We start from the raw sequence: 14,844 nt of genomic DNA on the forward strand, positions 1-14,844 counted from the left end.
GATCCTAGTGACCCGAACGTCCCGGGACCACGAGAGCCATCTCGCGGTGTTCGATGCCGGCGTCCAGGAAGACCTCTCCTGTGGTCGTACGGTAGCCGAGGGCTTCGTAGAATCCCTGCGCCTGCACCTGTGCGTCCAGGACGACAAGCGCTTCGCGACCGCATGGGGTGAGGTCGGCCACCCGCTGGTGGACGGCGCGCACGAGGGCGGCGCCGAGGCCCGTGCCACGGGCCTCGCGGCGCACGGCCAGACGCCCGAGGTGGACGTGAGTGCGCCCGTCCTCGCCGACGCCGTCGGGAATGATCCGAACGCAGCCGAGGACCGGGTCCCCACTGCGCCACTTCTCGGGCAGTGCGACAAGGTGATCGACGTCTTCACGCTGGTCGCGCGCGTCCATCTCAAGGACCAGCGGCACGCCCTGTTCGACGACGAACACCTCCCAGCGCACGGCGAGCTCTGCGCTGCGCATCTCCGGCGTGTCTGCCAGCACGATCCTGTGTGCGATGGTGGTCATCGTCCCGACCTTCTCATCGTCTCCACAGCGGCCTGCAGATCCGCCGGGTAGGGGGAACACACGGCGGTGGGCACACCGGTCCTCGGGTGGGCGAAACGCAATTCGACGGCGTGAAGCCACTGACGTTCCAGTCCGAGTCTCGCAGCGGTTGTCGGGTCCGCCCCGTAGAAGACGTCGCCGACCAGGGGGTGGCCCACTGCGGCCATGTGCACCCTGATCTGGTGGGTGCGACCCGTCTCCAGGTGGACCTCCAGCAGGGCGGCTCCCGGCAGCAGTTCCAGGGTGTCGTAGTGGGTGATGGCATGTTTTCCGCCATCGATGACGGCCATCCGCCATTCACGCGAGGGGTGGCGTCCGATGGGGGCATCGATGGTGCCGCGGTCGGGGTCCAGGTGTCCGGTGGCCAATGCGTGGTAGATCTTCGTGACCGTGCGTTCCTTGAACGCGCGTTTCATCACCGAGTAGGCCAACTCGGACTTGGCCACCATCATTGCTCCGGAGGTGCCCACGTCCAGGCGGTGGACGATGCCTTGGCGTTCGGGCGGACCGTGGGTGGTGATCCGGTAGCCGGCGGCTTCGAGGTTTCCGAGCACGGTGGGCCCGGACCAGCCCGGGCCCGTGTGCGCGGCGGTTCCCACTGGTTTGTCGACGACGACGATGTCCTCGTCGTCGAAGAGGATCTCCATCCCGACCACCGGCGGCGCGGCCCTGTCCACCTCGGGGATGGTGACTTCGATGAGGTCCGTGGCGGCAAGTCTGGTGGACTTGTCGGGCTTGATGCCGTTGACGAGGACTGCGCCCTCGGCAACCAGGTCGGCGCACTTGGAGCGGGACAGGCCGAGCAGGCGGGACAGGGCGGCGTCGACCCTGTCCCCCACGAGGGCGTCGGGGACGGGCAGGTAGCGCAGGTCAGGCATTGTGCTCATCGGCCGGGTCCTGGGGCAGTGTCGACGAGGAGAAGCCCGCCTTGACCGAGGGCGGGGCCTGGGGCTCCCTGGAGGGGTCCGAGGTGGCCTGCCCCTGCGGTACCGGCGACGGCGTTCGTGCGGCGATGACGGCCAACCACAGGGCCGCGAGGACGATCCAGATGTCCGCGACGTTGCCGATGAAGTAGTCGTTGTAGTTGATGAAGTCGACCACATGACCCACTCCGATCCCCGGGGGGCGGATGAGTCGGTCGACGAGATTGCCCACCGCTCCCCCGCCAAGGAGTCCGACGGCTGCGGCGGTGGCCGCGCTGCACCCGCGCTTGACGTACGCCACGAGGGCGACGAGGACGATGACGGACAGGATCGTGAAGATCCACGTCGCCGAGGAGCCGAGGGAGAATGCCGCGCCCGAATTGTGGATGAGGACCAAGGAGATCCACTTGCCGATCAGGGGGACGCGTTGGCCGTCATCGAGGGCGCCGAGCGCCCAGATCTTGCTTGCCTGGTCGCTCAGTGCTGCGGCCAGGGCGACGCCGCCGGCGATGAGGGCACGTCGCCGAAGAGTGGGCTGGGAGTTCATCTGACCTTCTGTCGGAGGGGCCGTGCGGTGGTGTCTCGTATGCACACGTGCAAGCGGCGGCGCAGCATGGCGCCACCGCTCGCGCGGAGGTGTGGTCGGGGGCGGTCAGCCCTGCTGACCGGCGTTGACCTCGCCCAGCAGGGACTCCAGGTGGGAACGCAGGTTCGAACGGTACTCCGACTCGAAGGAACGCAGCTCGTTGATCTTGGTCTCCAGAAGGCCGCGCTCCTGGTCGAGCTGGCCCAGGATGGTCTCGTGCTGACGCTGGGCGTCGGCGACGATCTCGTCTCCCTTGCCGCGGGCCTCGGCGATGATGCGCTCGGACTCCTCGCGACCGTCGCGCACGTACTCGTCGTGGACGCGCTGGGCCAGGGCCAGCATGGAGGTGGCGGACTCGGGGGAGCCGACGCCGGTGACCGGGGTGGAGCGGGCCTGCTCCAGCTCGGCGGTGAGCTGGGTGATGCGGGCCTGGGCCGCGGCGAGTTCGGCGTTGCCGTCGACGCCTTCGCCTCCGGCGACGCGAACCTGGGTCACGTCACCGGCGGAGAGCTCGGCAATGCGGCGCTCGGCGGCTTCGAGCTTCTCCTTGAGGTCCTGGTTCTCGGCCTGAAGGGTGTAGATCGTCGAGACGACCTCGTCGAGGAACTCGTCAACCTCGACCTGGTCGTATCCCTCACGGAACTTGACGTACTGGAACTTCTTGTTGAGAACGTCCTCAGTGGTGAGCAGGGCCATTTTCTCGCCTCTCGGGTATTTCGGTAGCGGCGCGCACGGAGACCGAACGCGTCTCGGATCACCGGGGAGATGACCCGTCGAACACTTCACTCGGAAGGATACCCGACTCTTTAGTCACACGGTCACCATTGGTCACGGATCACACATTGGCACCGTGACCGCGCTCACCCGAGGGAAGCACCCCAGCGCTGCAGCCAAGTGCCGACGTTCTGCACGACCATGACCCCCAGGACCAGGACGATGAAGCCCACGTCCAAGGCGAATCCCTGCCCCAATCGCAAGGGGGGAATGATCCTGCGAAGCGCCAGCAGAGGCGGATCCGTCAAGGTGTAACAGGCATTCGCCAGAGGAAGCGCAAGACCCTGCGGACGGAACGACGGTGAGAAGAAGCGCACCCAGTCCAGGACCATGCGGGCGATGAGCACGAGCATGTACAGCCCGGCCACGAGCGAGATCGCCAGCCCCACCCATGAGATCAAGAACACGTCTCAACCCTGGTTGAAAAAGGAGCCACGGCGAGACTGGTGCAGGTCTCCCGTGACCTCGATCGAGCGAGGAGACAGGAGGAACACGTTGCTGGTGACCTTCTCGATCACTCCGTGCAGACCGAAGGTCAGGCCCACGGCGAAGTCGACGAGACGCCGAGCCTCGTCATGCTTCATGTCCGTGAGGTTGATGATGACCGGGATGCCCTTGCGGAAGGCCTCGCCGATGGCCGGGGCCTCGTTGAAGGACTCGGGGTGACTGGTGAAGATGCGGGACCGGTCGGCCTCCGACAGCACCGGTTCCTCACGCACCACGGGAGCCAGGCTGGGGCGTGGGGCCGGAACGATGGGCGTGACCTCGGCCAGTTCCTCCTCGAATTCGAAGGAATCCTGGTCTGCTTCGACTTGGTCGGTGGAGTACCACCCCATGAAACGACGCGCCTTGGCTCCGAAGGACTCACCCATCACCCGTTCTCCTCACTCGTGGTTCCGGTGGTGCCAAGGTAGCGTCCGCGACTCCCGTGTCGACCAAGACACGCCCACGGGTGGCCGACGGGCCCCTGCCACTTCTGACACGCGGCGGGCCATGTCCGCACCAGACCCGCTTGGCGTCCGCTGCGCGGATCTCTGCGGTGAGAATGCAATGAGGGGTCCTCGATGGTGCACCGCGGGTCGACCTCGACCTCGCCGATTCCCAGGTCGAGCAGCTGCCCGCGTGCCGCACCGGGCAGGTCCAGGGCGGGAGTTCCCCATGTGGTCCGCGAGCGGACACCCGGGTGGGTGAGTTCCGCCCGACGGACCATGTCCTCGGGGATCTCGTAGCAGCGACCGCAGGCCGCCGGGCCAATGACGGCACGCACTGCGGCGAGCTCCACGTCGATGCCGCGAAGGACCTCGACGGCGCGTTCGAGGATTCCGCCGAGCAGTCCGGGTCTGCCCGCGTGCACGGCCGCAACCACTCCGGGGGCGAGCAGAAGGAGCGGCAGGCAGTCCGCCGTCATGACGGCCAACGCAGGGGGGTCCTGCCAATCCCGGGCGTCGAGCACCACGCCGTCGGCGGCGACAGGGCCGAGTTCGCCGGGCATCGACTCTTCGGGACAGGTGTCCCGGGTGATGAGGGCGACCTCTGTCGAGTGGGTCTGGTCCATCCACACGATGGGGGCGCCGACCCGGCGAGCGAGGTGCTCACGGCGGGTGTGGACCGTGTCAGGGTCGTCCCCGACGTGCAGACCGAGGTTCTCGCGCAGAGGGTCGGAGCCCTCCCCCGCGGTGGTGAAGCAGGTGAGGGCTCCGTAGCGGTCCTGGGCGGACATTGGCTCAGCGCAGGAAGTCCGGCAGGTCGAGTTCCTCCGGACGCTCCTCCTCGTCGAAGATCCTCGGGACTTCCAGCGAACGGTCCTCGTGCCGATCAGGAAGTACCGGCTCGGGCAGGGCGGGTTCGGGTCGAGGCTCGACCACCGGCACGCGCCGGGTGGGGATCTCCGGGGTGGCTCGGTGCTGCGGGGTCGCGACGGGCACCTGCCCCAGGGGGCGCACGGCGGGTTCGTCGACCTCGGCGACGGACACCGCCACGGGCACAGGAGGGGCGACGGGTGCGGCGTAGGCGGGCACCTGGGCGGCCGGGATCGCCGGGCGCACCAGGGAGGCGGGCGCCTGTGCGGCCTCCGCCGACCCACGTCCGCTGCGGTCGTCGAATCCGGCGGCAATGATCGTCACACGGATCTCGTCGCCCAGGGCGTCGTCGGAGACCTGGCCGAAGATGATGTTGGCCTCGGGGTGGACTGCTTCACGCACCAGTTGGGCGGACTGGTTGATCTCGTGCAGGCCCACGTCGGAGCCGCCCTGGAAGAACATGAGGACACCGTGGGCGCCGTCGATCGAGGCTTCGAGCAGAGGCGAGGAGATCGCGGTCTCGACGGCGCGCAGTGCGCGGTCCTCACCGGTGGCGGCACCGATGCCCATGAGGGCGCTGCCCGCATCCTTCATGACGGACTTGACGTCGTTGAAGTCGACGTTGATCGTGCCCGGGGTGGTGATGAGCTCCGTGATGCCCTGGACGCCGGAGAGAAGGACCTGGTCGGCGGCGCGGAAGGCGTCGAGGACGGAGATACCGGGGTCGGAAATCTTCAGCAGACGATCATTGGGGATGACGATGAGAGTGTCGACCTCGGCGCGCAGGTCCTCGACCCCACGGTCGGCCTGGGCGGCTCGGCGGTTGCCTTCGAAGGAGAAGGGACGGGTGACCACGCCGACGGTCAGCGCGCCCGCACTGCGGGCCATGCGGGCCACGACCGGGGCGGCGCCGGTGCCGGTGCCGCCACCCTCACCTGCGGTGACAAAGACCATGTCGGCCCCGGCGACGGACTCGGCGATCTCGTCGACGTGGTCCTCTGCAGCCTGGCGTCCCACGGCGGGGTCGGCACCTGCGCCGAGTCCGTGGGTGAGGTCGCGTCCGATGTCCAGTTTGGTCTCCGCATCGGACATGAGGAGCGCTTGGGCGTCGGTGTTCACGGCGATGAAGTCGACTCCCTTGAGTCCGACTTCGATCATCCGGTTGACGGCGTTGACGCCGCCGCCACCCACGCCGACAACCTTGATGACCGCCAACTGGTTCTGGAGTGCCACCATGTGTCCTTCTCCTCGATCCGAGCAAACCTTCAACCTCAGGTTGAAGGTTCATGTTCCTCATGCCTTCTGCCGGGAGAAAGGTAGGGGCGACCCCGGGGCGACTCAAGCGTCCACGCGGGCGTGTCGGAGGTCAGGCCGTCACGGGGTGTGCGGGTGAGGACACGTCGTAGACCTTCGACGGCCTCTCCTTGACGAGGACGGCCAAGACCTTGGCCTTCAGGGCCGTGTCCCCCGGACTACCCCACCGGACCACTTGGGCACCGTCAAGCGTCAGGGTGACCGTGCGACCATCGGTGGCGAACTCCGTCACCCGGCCCCGAAGGGCCGGGTCCAGCGCAGCGGAGACCTCCAGGAGCGCCGCAGTCGAAGCCGCGCGCCCCTTGTCCGCGGGCAGCACGAGGACTGGCTGCCCCGCACTGGGAGCCCCGTCGACCTTCAGGACCACACCGTCCTGGTCGATGTGTCGCCAGGACTCGCCTTCTCGCTCATTGGCCACCGCCACCCGCGCTGTGAGGACCACGTCGATTCCGGCCGGCCATCGCCGGGTCAGTGTGGCGTCCTTGACGGGAGTGAGTTTCTCGACGGCGGCCTCGGCGCTGGCAAGGTCCACCCGGGGCAGCGGGGTTCCGACCGCCTGGCCGAGGGCCTGGAGCACTTGTGAGCGGGGCAGGACCTCTTCGTCGATGCCGGTGACCCTGACCTGGGCCTCCTGGACTTCGAGCAGCGGCGAGCACCACACGGCCCAGATCGCCGCCACGACCAGACCCACGGTGGTCACCAGCGCGACGAGGCGTCCCAGGCGCAGACGCAGCAGCGCCGAACGTCTTTCGCTGCGACGTTCCTCGATCGAGGCCGCCGGGGAATCCTGGGCCGGACCCATGACCTGGGAGGCGTCGGCGGCGCCGATCGGGCGACGCAGGATGTCGGCAGGGCGCGTCAGGGTCCCCCCCGACTCCGCCGAAGCGGCCTCACTTCGGGGCTGGAGCCGGGAGAGTTCCTTCGAGGGGGCCTCGTCCTGGGCCCTGGAAGGGCGACGAGGGCGTTGCCGCTTCGACGAGGACGGCGCCCCGGCGCCGGAGTGCGACTCAGGAGTCGCTCCAGCCGGGCGACGCGCCTCGGGCTCGCCCTCGCGTGCGCGCCGACGAGTCGACCTGGGCCTCGGCGGGTGCTTCACTGTGCCGGGCTCCCGCCCTCGTCCTCGGCCCACACGTCAAGGGCCACCGGGGCGCAGCGGGTGATCGACCCTGCACCCATGGTCAGAAGGATTCCACCCCGGCGCGTGGCCCGTGCGGCCACACGGGTCGCCTCCTCCATGTCCGGGACGAAGACCGCCCCGGGCACCTTGGAGGAGATCACCGTCGAATCCACGCCCTCGACCGGGTCCTCACGAGCGGCATAGATGTCCGTGAGCACGACGGTGTCCGCCGCGGACAAAGCTTGGGCGAAACGATCGGCGAAGTTCAAGGTGCGTGAGTACAGGTGCGGTTGGAAGACGACGCTCACCTGGGCGTCGCCGGCCACGGTGCGCGCCTGGGCGATTGCTGCGGCGACCTCGGTCGGATGGTGGGCGTAGTCGTCGACGACCCGACGACCGCCGGCCTGCCCGCGCATTTCGAATCGGCGCGAGGTCCCGGTGAACTCTCCGAGCGCCCTCGCCATCGCCTCGGGCGCCACACCCAGTTCACGACCGACCACCCACGCGCCGGCGGCGTTGAGGATGTTGTGTTCTCCGGGCACCGCCAGCTCCAGATCGACCCGGTCCTCGCCGTGGGTCAGGACGGCCTTGACGCCACTTGCCGTGGCCTCCACCTCGGTGATCGCCACGTCAGGTGCGCTCTGACAACGCTCAAGGCGGCCATAGGTCAGGACGCGGCAGGTGCCGCGCACAGCGGCGGCAAGGCGCGCGGCGCCCTCGTCCTCTCCGCAGACAACCAACGACCCACCCGGCACGACACGGCCCGCGAAGCGGACGAAGACCTCTTCGAAAGCCTCACGCGACCCGTAGTGGTCCAAGTGGTCCGGCTCGACATTGGTCACCAGGGCGACTGTGGGCGTGTAGTTCAGGAAGGAGCCGTCGGATTCGTCGGCCTCCGCCACGAAGACGTCTCCGCCGCCCACGTGTGCACCCGACCCGAATTGAGGGACCACTGCCCCCACCGCCGCCGACGGATCCAGTCCTGCCGCCGACAGGGCCACGGTGAGCATGCCGGAAGTGGTGGTCTTCCCGTGCGCGCCGGCCACTGCGACGAAACGCATGCCCTCGGATGCGACGGCCAAGGCCTGGGAACGGTGGATCACCTGCTGGCCGCGCTCCCGGGCACAGGCAAGTTCGACATTGGACTCGCGAACCGCGGAGCTCACGACCACCACGGCGTCAGCCGGTACATGCGCCGCGTCATGCCCCACCCAGGCGGTCACTCCGAGTGTGCGCAGGCGCTCCAGGACATCCGACTCGACCTGGTCCGATCCGGTGACCACATGGCCACGAGCGGCCAGCAGTTCGGCAATGACGCTCATCCCGGCGCCGCCGATCCCGATGAAGTGGTAAGCGCTCATCGGTGGCCCTCCTTCGCCACCTCTTCGACGATGTCGGCCAGCTCTGTGGCGGCGTCGACATGGCCCAGGTCGGCCGATGCGCGGGCCATTTCCTCCAGATCGTCCGAAACCAGCATGGGCATCACCCTTTCACGCACCACCTGCGCAGTGAAACGCGCGTCATCGACCAGGATCGCCCCACCCGAGGCCACATGGTCTGCGGCATTGAGCTTCTGTTCCCCGTTGCCGATCGCCAAGGGCACGTACACGCAGGGCACTCCCAGGGCCGTCATCTCGGCCACGGTGCCTGCGCCGGAGCGGCACACCGCCAAGTCGGCGACAGCCAAAGCGTCCTCCATGGTGGACAGGTAGTCCAGGACAAGCCATCGCTCGGCGACGCCAGCGGCCTCGACGGCTTCACGGACGGCGCCGTCCTTGCCCTTGCCTGTCAGGTGGACCACCTGGACCCCTTCGGGCAAGTCGGCGGCCGCCCCGGTGACCGCCTCGTTCACATGCAGGGCACCCAACGAACCACCCGTGACGAGCAGTGTGCGCGCCTGCGGATCAATGCCCAGTCGCTTCGCCGCACCGGCACGCCTCGAGCACGAGCGCTGCGGGTCACGACGGTCGGCCGCCAGGTGGGCGATCGCGGCGCGCAGAGGCAGACCCGTGGTCACAGTGCGTCCCTTGCGGCAGCGCAGAGGTGTCGAGTCGAAGGTGAGGGCCACGACATCGGCGAAGGAGGCGCCGACCTTGTTCGCCAGTCCCGGCGAGGCATTCTGTTCGTGGACGACCACCGGTACCTTCGCCCCACGGGCGGCCAAGTAGGCCGGGGTCGACACGTAGCCACCGAAGCCCACCAACGCGTCGGCACCCTCCAGGACCCGTCGGCAATGCTCGACAGTGCGCTGCAGGCGCACCGGTAGCGTGAGCAGTGCAGGTGAGGGCCTGCGCGGCAGCGGCACCTTCGCAATGGTCTCCATGTCGAAGCCTGCGGCGGGCACCAGGTCCGCTTCGAGTCCCTCGGCTGTTCCCAGGACGGTGATCCGAGCTCCGCGTGAGCGCAGCACATCGGCGGTGGCCAGGAGCGGGTTCACATGACCCGCAGTCCCCCCACCTGCGAGGACGATCCTCATGACGACTCCTTGACTGTGGGGGACAAGACCCTCTCGCCACGTCGGCGGGCACCTGAGGACCGGCGACGGGGGCCACGCCGCGGGTCACGTCCGGCCGAGGATTCGTCCGGCGACCCGAAGACGAACATCCCCGCCTGTTGCCTGGCCAGTGCCGCCACCACACCGATGGCCACCGAGGTGAAGAGGAATGAGGATCCACCATAGGACACGAGCGGCAACGGCACGCCGATGACGGGCCCCACTCCCGTCACTGACATGACGTTGATGACCGTCTGTCCGCCGATCCACGACGCCACTCCCCCGGTGACCACTGCGGTGAAGAGGTCGTCGGTGGCCGCCGCCACCCGGATCATCCCCCAGACCAGGGCGCCGATGCACAGCAGGACCGTGAGCGTGCCCAGCAGGCCGAACTCCTCACCGATGATCGCCAGGATGAAGTCGGTGTGGGCGGCCTGCAGGTAGTTCCACTTCTCTCGCGAGGCCCCCGGACCGAGCCCGGTCAGGCCACCGGAACCCAGCGCCCACAGGGCATGGTCGATCTGTTCGGGTTTGGCGAGGTCGCGTGCGGTGGTGTTCCACGGCAGGACTGCAAGGACGCGATCGATGCGCGACTGCTTCATGAACACGAACAGGGACAGCAAGGGCACCGACAGTGCGCAGAGCCACGCGAACCACTTTCCCGGAAGGCCGGCGACCCACGTGGCGCCGATGGCGGCAAGGCCCACGACCATGGCGGTGCCCATGTCGTGGCCGAGCATGACGTCCCCCAAGGTGACCACGATGGGGATGCCGACGGTCACCGCCATCTGGCGCCAGTCGGACAGGCGGGCTCCCGGGCGGGCGAGAATCCGCCCGATGGCGATGACCAGCGCCAACTTGAGGAACTCGGAGGGCTGGATGAGGAAGGGGACGCCGGGCACACGCAGCCAGTTCGTGTTGCCGCCCGAGGAGGCGCCCAGCGGGGTCAGGACCAGCAGCTGGAAGACCAGGGCGGCTCCGAAGGTGGGCAGCGCCAACGAGTACCAGAAGCGGCGGGGAACGAAACTGGCAATGGCGGCGATCAGCAGTGCCACCAGGACGATGACCAGCTGGTGGGTGGCGAAGGTGAGATACGGGTTGGCGTCGGCCAGGATCGTCGTGACCGCCGAGGCGGAAAAGCCCATGACCAGTCCGAATCCGGTGAGGATGAGGGCCGGCAGGACCACCAAGTAGTAGCTGAGCACGGGGTTCAACGCCGCACGCGCATGCCCCTCCCCCTTCGAGGCGAAGGGGGAGACGAAGGTGACATGCGGAAGGTGCGCCCCCAGACGCTCGATCCACGCGGTCACGAGGACCTTCCCCACTGCTCGGCCAGTCGCCGTACGGCGTCGGCGAAGGCGTCGCCGCGCTGCCCGTAGTTGTCGAACTGGTCCCAAGAAGCACAGGCGGGGGCCAGGAGCACGGTGTCACCCGGGCGGGACAGGGCCACGGCCTCGTTGACGACGGAGAACATCCAGTCCTCGTGGCCATCGACTTCGACGACGGGCACACCCGGAGCATTGGCTGCCAATGCGCGCGCCAAGTCCGTCCGGTCGGCCCCGATGAGGACCACTCCACGCAGGTGGGAGGCGACCCGGGCGATGGACTCGTCGAAGACCTGTCCCTTCGGATCACCACCGACGATCCACACGGTGCTGTGCTGCGGCATGCCGCGCAGGGAGGCTTCCGCAGCGTGCGCATTGGTCGCCTTGGAGTCGTCGATCCACGTGAGGTCGGCGGTGCGGGCCACGACGGCACGTCTGTGCCCGGAAGGGCGGAAGGAACGAAGGCCGGCGGCCACCGCTTCCGGGGCGACTCCCACGCCCCTGGCCAGGGCCGCGGCCGTGAGGGCGTCGGAGACGACCGCTGGAGTCGGGTGGTCTCCGTAGGCGTCGGCCAGGTCGGCGACCTTGGCAAGGACGATGCCGACGCGGGCCCGGTCCTCGCCGTATGCGCGGTCGACCAGCAGCAGCTCACCCTCGTCCTCGACCAGACCCACCTGGGAGCGCGCCGGCACCCCCAAGGTGGTGCCGATGGCGCGGGCGCCCTCGACGACATCGGCCTCTTCGACCATGCGCTCCACGGTGCGGTCCTCGGAGGGGTAGACGCAGGCGACGCGCGTGTGGGTGTAGATGCGTGCCTTGTCGGCAGCGTAGGCCTCGGTGGTCAGGTGCCAGTCGAGGTGGTCGGAGTCGACGTTGAGACAGCAGGAGGCCGTCGGGCTCATCGAGTGGGTGGTGTGCAGTTGGAAGCTGGACAATTCGACGGCGAAGACCTCCGCCTCGGAGTCGATCGCCGTGCAGATCGGCGTGCCGATGTTGCCGACCTCCATGGCACGCCTGCCGTCGGCGCGCAGGATCTCGGCGAGCATCCCCACAGTGGTCGTCTTGCCATTGGTTCCGGTCACGCAGATCCACGGGCGGCCCGCGTGCTCTCCCGCCTCCTGCAGCTGCCAGGCCAGCTCCACCTCACCCCACACGGGGATGCCGGCAGCCTCGGCCATGGCGAAGACGGGGGCGTGTCCGGGCACTCCCGGGGAGACGACGATCGTCGAGGGCGCAGCCTCGACGACCGCGCGGGCCAGGGCCTGCGGATCGGCGTCCACGTGCACCGCCGCATCAGGCAACTCAGGTGACGAGGACGAGGCGCCTTCGCGTCCGTCGAAGGCGAGGACGCGGACTCCTCGGGCGCGCAGCGCAGAAGCTGCGGCCTTTCCGGAGGACCCCCAGCCCACGATGGCGACCGGCGATTGCAGGATCACAGTCTCGACACCCACTCGGCGTAGAAGAGGGCGGCTCCGAGCACTGCGAAGAGGGCGGCGATCAGCCAGAAGCGGATGACGATGGTGATCTCCTTCCACCCCTTCTGCTCGAAGTGGTGGTGGATCGGAGCCATGAGGAAGATGCGTCTGCGGGTGAGTTTGAAGAAGCCGACCTGGATGACCACGGACATCGTGGTGATGACGAAGAGGCCTCCCATGACCACCGCGAAGAACTCAGTGTTCGTCAGGATGGACACACCAGCCACCGCACCTCCCAGTGCCAAGGACCCGGTGTCCCCCATGAAGATCTGCGCCGGTGAGGCGTTCCACCACAGGAATCCGGCAAGCGAGCCCACCAGTGCCGCGCAGAAGACCGCCAGGTCCAGTGGGTCGCGGGTCGGGTAGCAGGCTTGGACGTTGAGGGTCGAGCCGCCGCAGGACTGCAACTGCTGGAAGAAGGTGACGAAGGTGTAGGCCGTGAAGAAGAAGATCGAGGCACCGGCAGCCAACCCGTCCAACCCGTCGGTGAGGTTGACGGCATTCGACCAGGCGGCGATGAGGAAGTTCGCCCACAGGACGAACAGGATGACTCCGACGACGAGGCCGGCGAAGGCCAGGGACAGGGTGAGGTCCGCAGTGACCATGATCTGCATGCTGGCCGGTGTGGTGCCGTTCTCGTCGGGGATCGTCAGGGCAGCGAAACCGAAGACGGAGGCCACGGCCAGCTGGCCGATCATCTTGGCACCTGCGTGCAGGCCCAGGCTGCGCTGGCGCATGATCTTGATGCCGTCGTCCAGCAGGCCGATGAAGCCCAGTCCCACGAAGAGGAAGCCCAGCAGGACACCCGACCAGGTCGGTCCCCCGTTGACGACCATCCCGCACAGCCAGGCGATGACCGTGGAGGTGATGAACACGACGCCTCCCATGGTGGGGGTTCCACGCTTGGTGAGGTGCTGGGTGGGTCCGTCCTGACGGATGAACTGGCCGTAGTGGTGGGCGACCAGCCACTTGATGAAGACGGGGGTGAGGCCGTTGGACAGGGCCAGTCCCAGTCCGAAGGCGATGATGATGCCGATCATCGGGCCTCTCCCTTCTCGACGAGCAGGTCCGCCACCCGGTGCACGTGGGAGTACAGGGACCCCTTGACCAGGACCACCGCGTCCTGCGGCAGGTGGGCCAGAAGCGTCTGCGTGGCGGTCTCGGCGTCGAGGACGTGATGGGTGGGCAGGTCCGTGGGCAGCACCGTGAGGTACTCGCGGGCTTCCTCCCCCAGGGCGATGACGAGGTCGGGGCCGACGCCGGCAACCATTGCGCCGACCTGACGGTGGATGTCCGCCGAGGCGTCCCCGAGTTCGAGCATCTCCCCCAGGACTGCGACCTTCGGCCGTCCTGCGCCGAGGGCCCCCAGGGCTCGCACGGCGGCGCCCATGGAGTCGAGGTTGGCGTTGTAGGAGTCGTCGATGAGGGTCAGGCGTGCGCCGGAGACCCGCAGGTCCCGCACATCCATGCGGTGGGGGGACTCGGGAAGGGCTGCCGACAACCTGGCGGCGACCTCCGCCGGGTCCAGTCCCAGGGCGAGGGCGGCGGTGGTTGCCGCAAGCATGTTGTTCACGTGGTGGGCACCGACCAGTCGGGCGGTCACGGGTTCACTGAAGGAGTCGCTTCCGGGAAGTACTCCTTCCAGGAGGAATACAGGGCGACCGCAGGCATCGGTGACCACGGCGCGGGCACGCACATGGGCGCCCTCGTCCCCTTGGGCGGAAAAGCGCAGGACGGGGCCCGGGCACTGGGAGGCCATGGCAGCCACTCGAGGATCGTCGGCATTGAGGACGGCAGTGCCGCCGGGGACCAGGCCGCGCACGAGCTCCGCCTTGGCGTCGGCGACGCCGTCGATGGAACCGAAGCCTCCCATGTGGGCGTGGCCGACCATGAGCTCGATGGCGAGGTCGGGCGCCGCGATACGGGTGAGGTAGTCGATGTGTCCGGGGCCGGAGGCACCCATTTCAAGGACGAGGAAGCGGGTGTCGCAATCGGCTCGCAGGATGGTAAGGGGCAGGCCGACCTCGTTGTTGAAGGAGAGTTTCGGGGCGACCGTGGGTTCGGTGGGCGCCAGGAGCTGGCGGAGCAGGTCCTTCGTCGTCGTCTTGCCGGCCGATCCGGTGACGGCGAGAACCTTGAGGTCACCCGCCTCGCGCAGTTCCCGAAGGTGGACGCGGGCAAGCTCACCCAAAGCCCAGGTGGCGTCCTCGACGAGGATCTGGGGCACGTCGACCTCGGGCACGACCCTCTCGACCAAGGCGGCAACGGCACCGGCCGCCACGGCCCGGGCAAGGTAGTCGTGGCCGTCCGCGTTCTCGCCGCGCCTGGCGACGTAGAGCGAACCGGTTTCGGCTTCTCGGGAATCCGTCACCACTGGAGCGGTGACCGCGACATCCGTTCCGTGCAGTTGCCCGCCGACGGCCGACGCGATCCACTGCGTTCGCCGGTGCATCCTTCTCCCTCCGGGGACAGGTCCCCTCACGT

15 protein-coding genes are annotated in these 14,844 nt (G+C 68.3%); all 15 read right to left on the bottom strand.

Features of this window, described 5'->3' with window-relative positions:
• Window positions 1–4 precede the first annotated feature (4 nt).
• Entirely contained in the window at window positions 5–514 is a 510-nt protein-coding gene (locus I6B53_RS07225; RefSeq protein ID WP_216763608.1) for a GNAT family N-acetyltransferase, read from the bottom strand.
• Window positions 511–1,431, bottom strand: a complete 921-nt coding sequence (locus I6B53_RS07230; RefSeq protein ID WP_216765398.1) for an RluA family pseudouridine synthase — start codon at window positions 1,429–1,431, stop codon at window positions 511–513. The genes I6B53_RS07225 and I6B53_RS07230 overlap by 4 nt, the downstream gene beginning before the upstream one ends.
• Window positions 1,424–2,023 carry a signal peptidase II gene (gene lspA / locus I6B53_RS07235; RefSeq protein ID WP_216763609.1) on the bottom strand — a complete coding sequence of 200 codons (600 nt, stop codon included), beginning with the start codon at window positions 2,021–2,023 and terminating at the stop codon, window positions 1,424–1,426. The genes I6B53_RS07230 and lspA overlap by 8 nt, the downstream gene beginning before the upstream one ends.
• 105 nt (window positions 2,024–2,128) lie before the next feature.
• A complete protein-coding gene (locus I6B53_RS07240) occupies window positions 2,129–2,758 on the bottom strand; it encodes a DivIVA domain-containing protein (protein ID WP_216763610.1) in 630 nt (209 codons plus the stop codon).
• A gap of 164 nt (window positions 2,759–2,922) precedes the next feature.
• A complete protein-coding gene (locus I6B53_RS07245; protein WP_216763611.1) occupies window positions 2,923–3,243 on the bottom strand; it encodes a YggT family protein in 321 nt (106 codons plus the stop codon).
• Between the two features lie 3 nt (window positions 3,244–3,246).
• On the bottom strand, window positions 3,247–3,708 hold the full coding sequence (locus I6B53_RS07250) for a cell division protein SepF (RefSeq protein ID WP_216763612.1): 462 nt from the start codon (window positions 3,706–3,708) through the stop codon (window positions 3,247–3,249).
• Window positions 3,708–4,556: a polyphenol oxidase family protein gene (locus I6B53_RS07255; protein WP_216763613.1), complete on the bottom strand. Its 849-nt coding sequence runs from the start codon at window positions 4,554–4,556 to the stop codon at window positions 3,708–3,710. Before I6B53_RS07255 ends, I6B53_RS07250 begins: the two co-directional genes overlap by 1 nt.
• A gap of 4 nt (window positions 4,557–4,560) precedes the next feature.
• On the bottom strand, window positions 4,561–5,871 hold the full coding sequence (gene ftsZ, locus I6B53_RS07260; protein WP_216763614.1) for a cell division protein FtsZ: 1,311 nt from the start codon (window positions 5,869–5,871) through the stop codon (window positions 4,561–4,563).
• Between the two features lie 130 nt (window positions 5,872–6,001).
• Complete coding sequence (locus tag I6B53_RS07265; RefSeq protein ID WP_216763615.1) at window positions 6,002–7,045, bottom strand: cell division protein FtsQ/DivIB; 1,044 nt, start codon at window positions 7,043–7,045, stop codon at window positions 6,002–6,004.
• Window positions 7,042–8,427, bottom strand: coding sequence for a UDP-N-acetylmuramate--L-alanine ligase (gene murC / locus I6B53_RS07270; RefSeq protein ID WP_216763616.1), 1,386 nt, complete (start codon window positions 8,425–8,427; stop codon window positions 7,042–7,044). The genes I6B53_RS07265 and murC overlap by 4 nt, the downstream gene beginning before the upstream one ends.
• A complete protein-coding gene (locus tag I6B53_RS07275) occupies window positions 8,424–9,542 on the bottom strand; it encodes a glycosyltransferase (RefSeq protein WP_216763617.1) in 1,119 nt (372 codons plus the stop codon). The genes murC and I6B53_RS07275 overlap by 4 nt, the downstream gene beginning before the upstream one ends.
• Window positions 9,539–10,870 (bottom strand): FtsW/RodA/SpoVE family cell cycle protein, encoded by a 1,332-nt coding sequence (locus tag I6B53_RS07280; RefSeq protein WP_253953818.1) that lies wholly within the window; start codon window positions 10,868–10,870, stop codon window positions 9,539–9,541. The genes I6B53_RS07275 and I6B53_RS07280 overlap by 4 nt, the downstream gene beginning before the upstream one ends.
• Window positions 10,867–12,336 carry a UDP-N-acetylmuramoyl-L-alanine--D-glutamate ligase gene (murD, locus tag I6B53_RS07285; protein ID WP_216763618.1) on the bottom strand — a complete coding sequence of 490 codons (1,470 nt, stop codon included), beginning with the start codon at window positions 12,334–12,336 and terminating at the stop codon, window positions 10,867–10,869. Before murD ends, I6B53_RS07280 begins: the two co-directional genes overlap by 4 nt.
• Window positions 12,318–13,400, bottom strand: a complete 1,083-nt coding sequence (gene mraY / locus I6B53_RS07290; RefSeq protein WP_216763619.1) for a phospho-N-acetylmuramoyl-pentapeptide-transferase — start codon at window positions 13,398–13,400, stop codon at window positions 12,318–12,320. The genes murD and mraY overlap by 19 nt, the downstream gene beginning before the upstream one ends.
• Window positions 13,397–14,812 (bottom strand): UDP-N-acetylmuramoyl-tripeptide--D-alanyl-D-alanine ligase, encoded by a 1,416-nt coding sequence (gene murF / locus I6B53_RS07295; protein ID WP_216763620.1) that lies wholly within the window; start codon window positions 14,810–14,812, stop codon window positions 13,397–13,399. The genes mraY and murF overlap by 4 nt, the downstream gene beginning before the upstream one ends.
• Between the last annotated feature and the right edge of the window lie 32 nt (window positions 14,813–14,844).

Source organism: Schaalia sp. 19OD2882, from assembly GCF_018986735.1.
Taxonomy (GTDB): domain Bacteria; phylum Actinomycetota; class Actinomycetes; order Actinomycetales; family Actinomycetaceae; genus Pauljensenia.

What these genes read in the sequence shown, in the direction of transcription:
- I6B53_RS07225 (WP_216763608.1), bottom strand. Translation starts at nt 514, where the DNA reads ATGACCACCATCGCACACAGGATCGTGCTGGCAGACACGCCGGAGATG.
- I6B53_RS07230 (WP_216765398.1), bottom strand. Translation starts at nt 1,431, where the DNA reads ATGCCTGACCTGCGCTACCTGCCCGTCCCCGACGCCCTCGTGGGGGAC.
- lspA (WP_216763609.1), bottom strand. Translation starts at nt 2,023, where the DNA reads ATGAACTCCCAGCCCACTCTTCGGCGACGTGCCCTCATCGCCGGCGGC.
- I6B53_RS07240 (WP_216763610.1), bottom strand. Translation starts at nt 2,758, where the DNA reads ATGGCCCTGCTCACCACTGAGGACGTTCTCAACAAGAAGTTCCAGTAC.
- I6B53_RS07250 (WP_216763612.1), bottom strand. Translation starts at nt 3,708, where the DNA reads ATGGGTGAGTCCTTCGGAGCCAAGGCGCGTCGTTTCATGGGGTGGTAC.
- I6B53_RS07255 (WP_216763613.1), bottom strand. Translation starts at nt 4,556, where the DNA reads ATGTCCGCCCAGGACCGCTACGGAGCCCTCACCTGCTTCACCACCGCG.
- ftsZ (WP_216763614.1), bottom strand. Translation starts at nt 5,871, where the DNA reads ATGGTGGCACTCCAGAACCAGTTGGCGGTCATCAAGGTTGTCGGCGTG.
- murC (WP_216763616.1), bottom strand. Translation starts at nt 8,427, where the DNA reads ATGAGCGCTTACCACTTCATCGGGATCGGCGGCGCCGGGATGAGCGTC.
- I6B53_RS07275 (WP_216763617.1), bottom strand. Translation starts at nt 9,542, where the DNA reads ATGAGGATCGTCCTCGCAGGTGGGGGGACTGCGGGTCATGTGAACCCG.
- mraY (WP_216763619.1), bottom strand. Translation starts at nt 13,400, where the DNA reads ATGATCGGCATCATCATCGCCTTCGGACTGGGACTGGCCCTGTCCAAC.
- murF (WP_216763620.1), bottom strand. Translation starts at nt 14,812, where the DNA reads ATGCACCGGCGAACGCAGTGGATCGCGTCGGCCGTCGGCGGGCAACTG.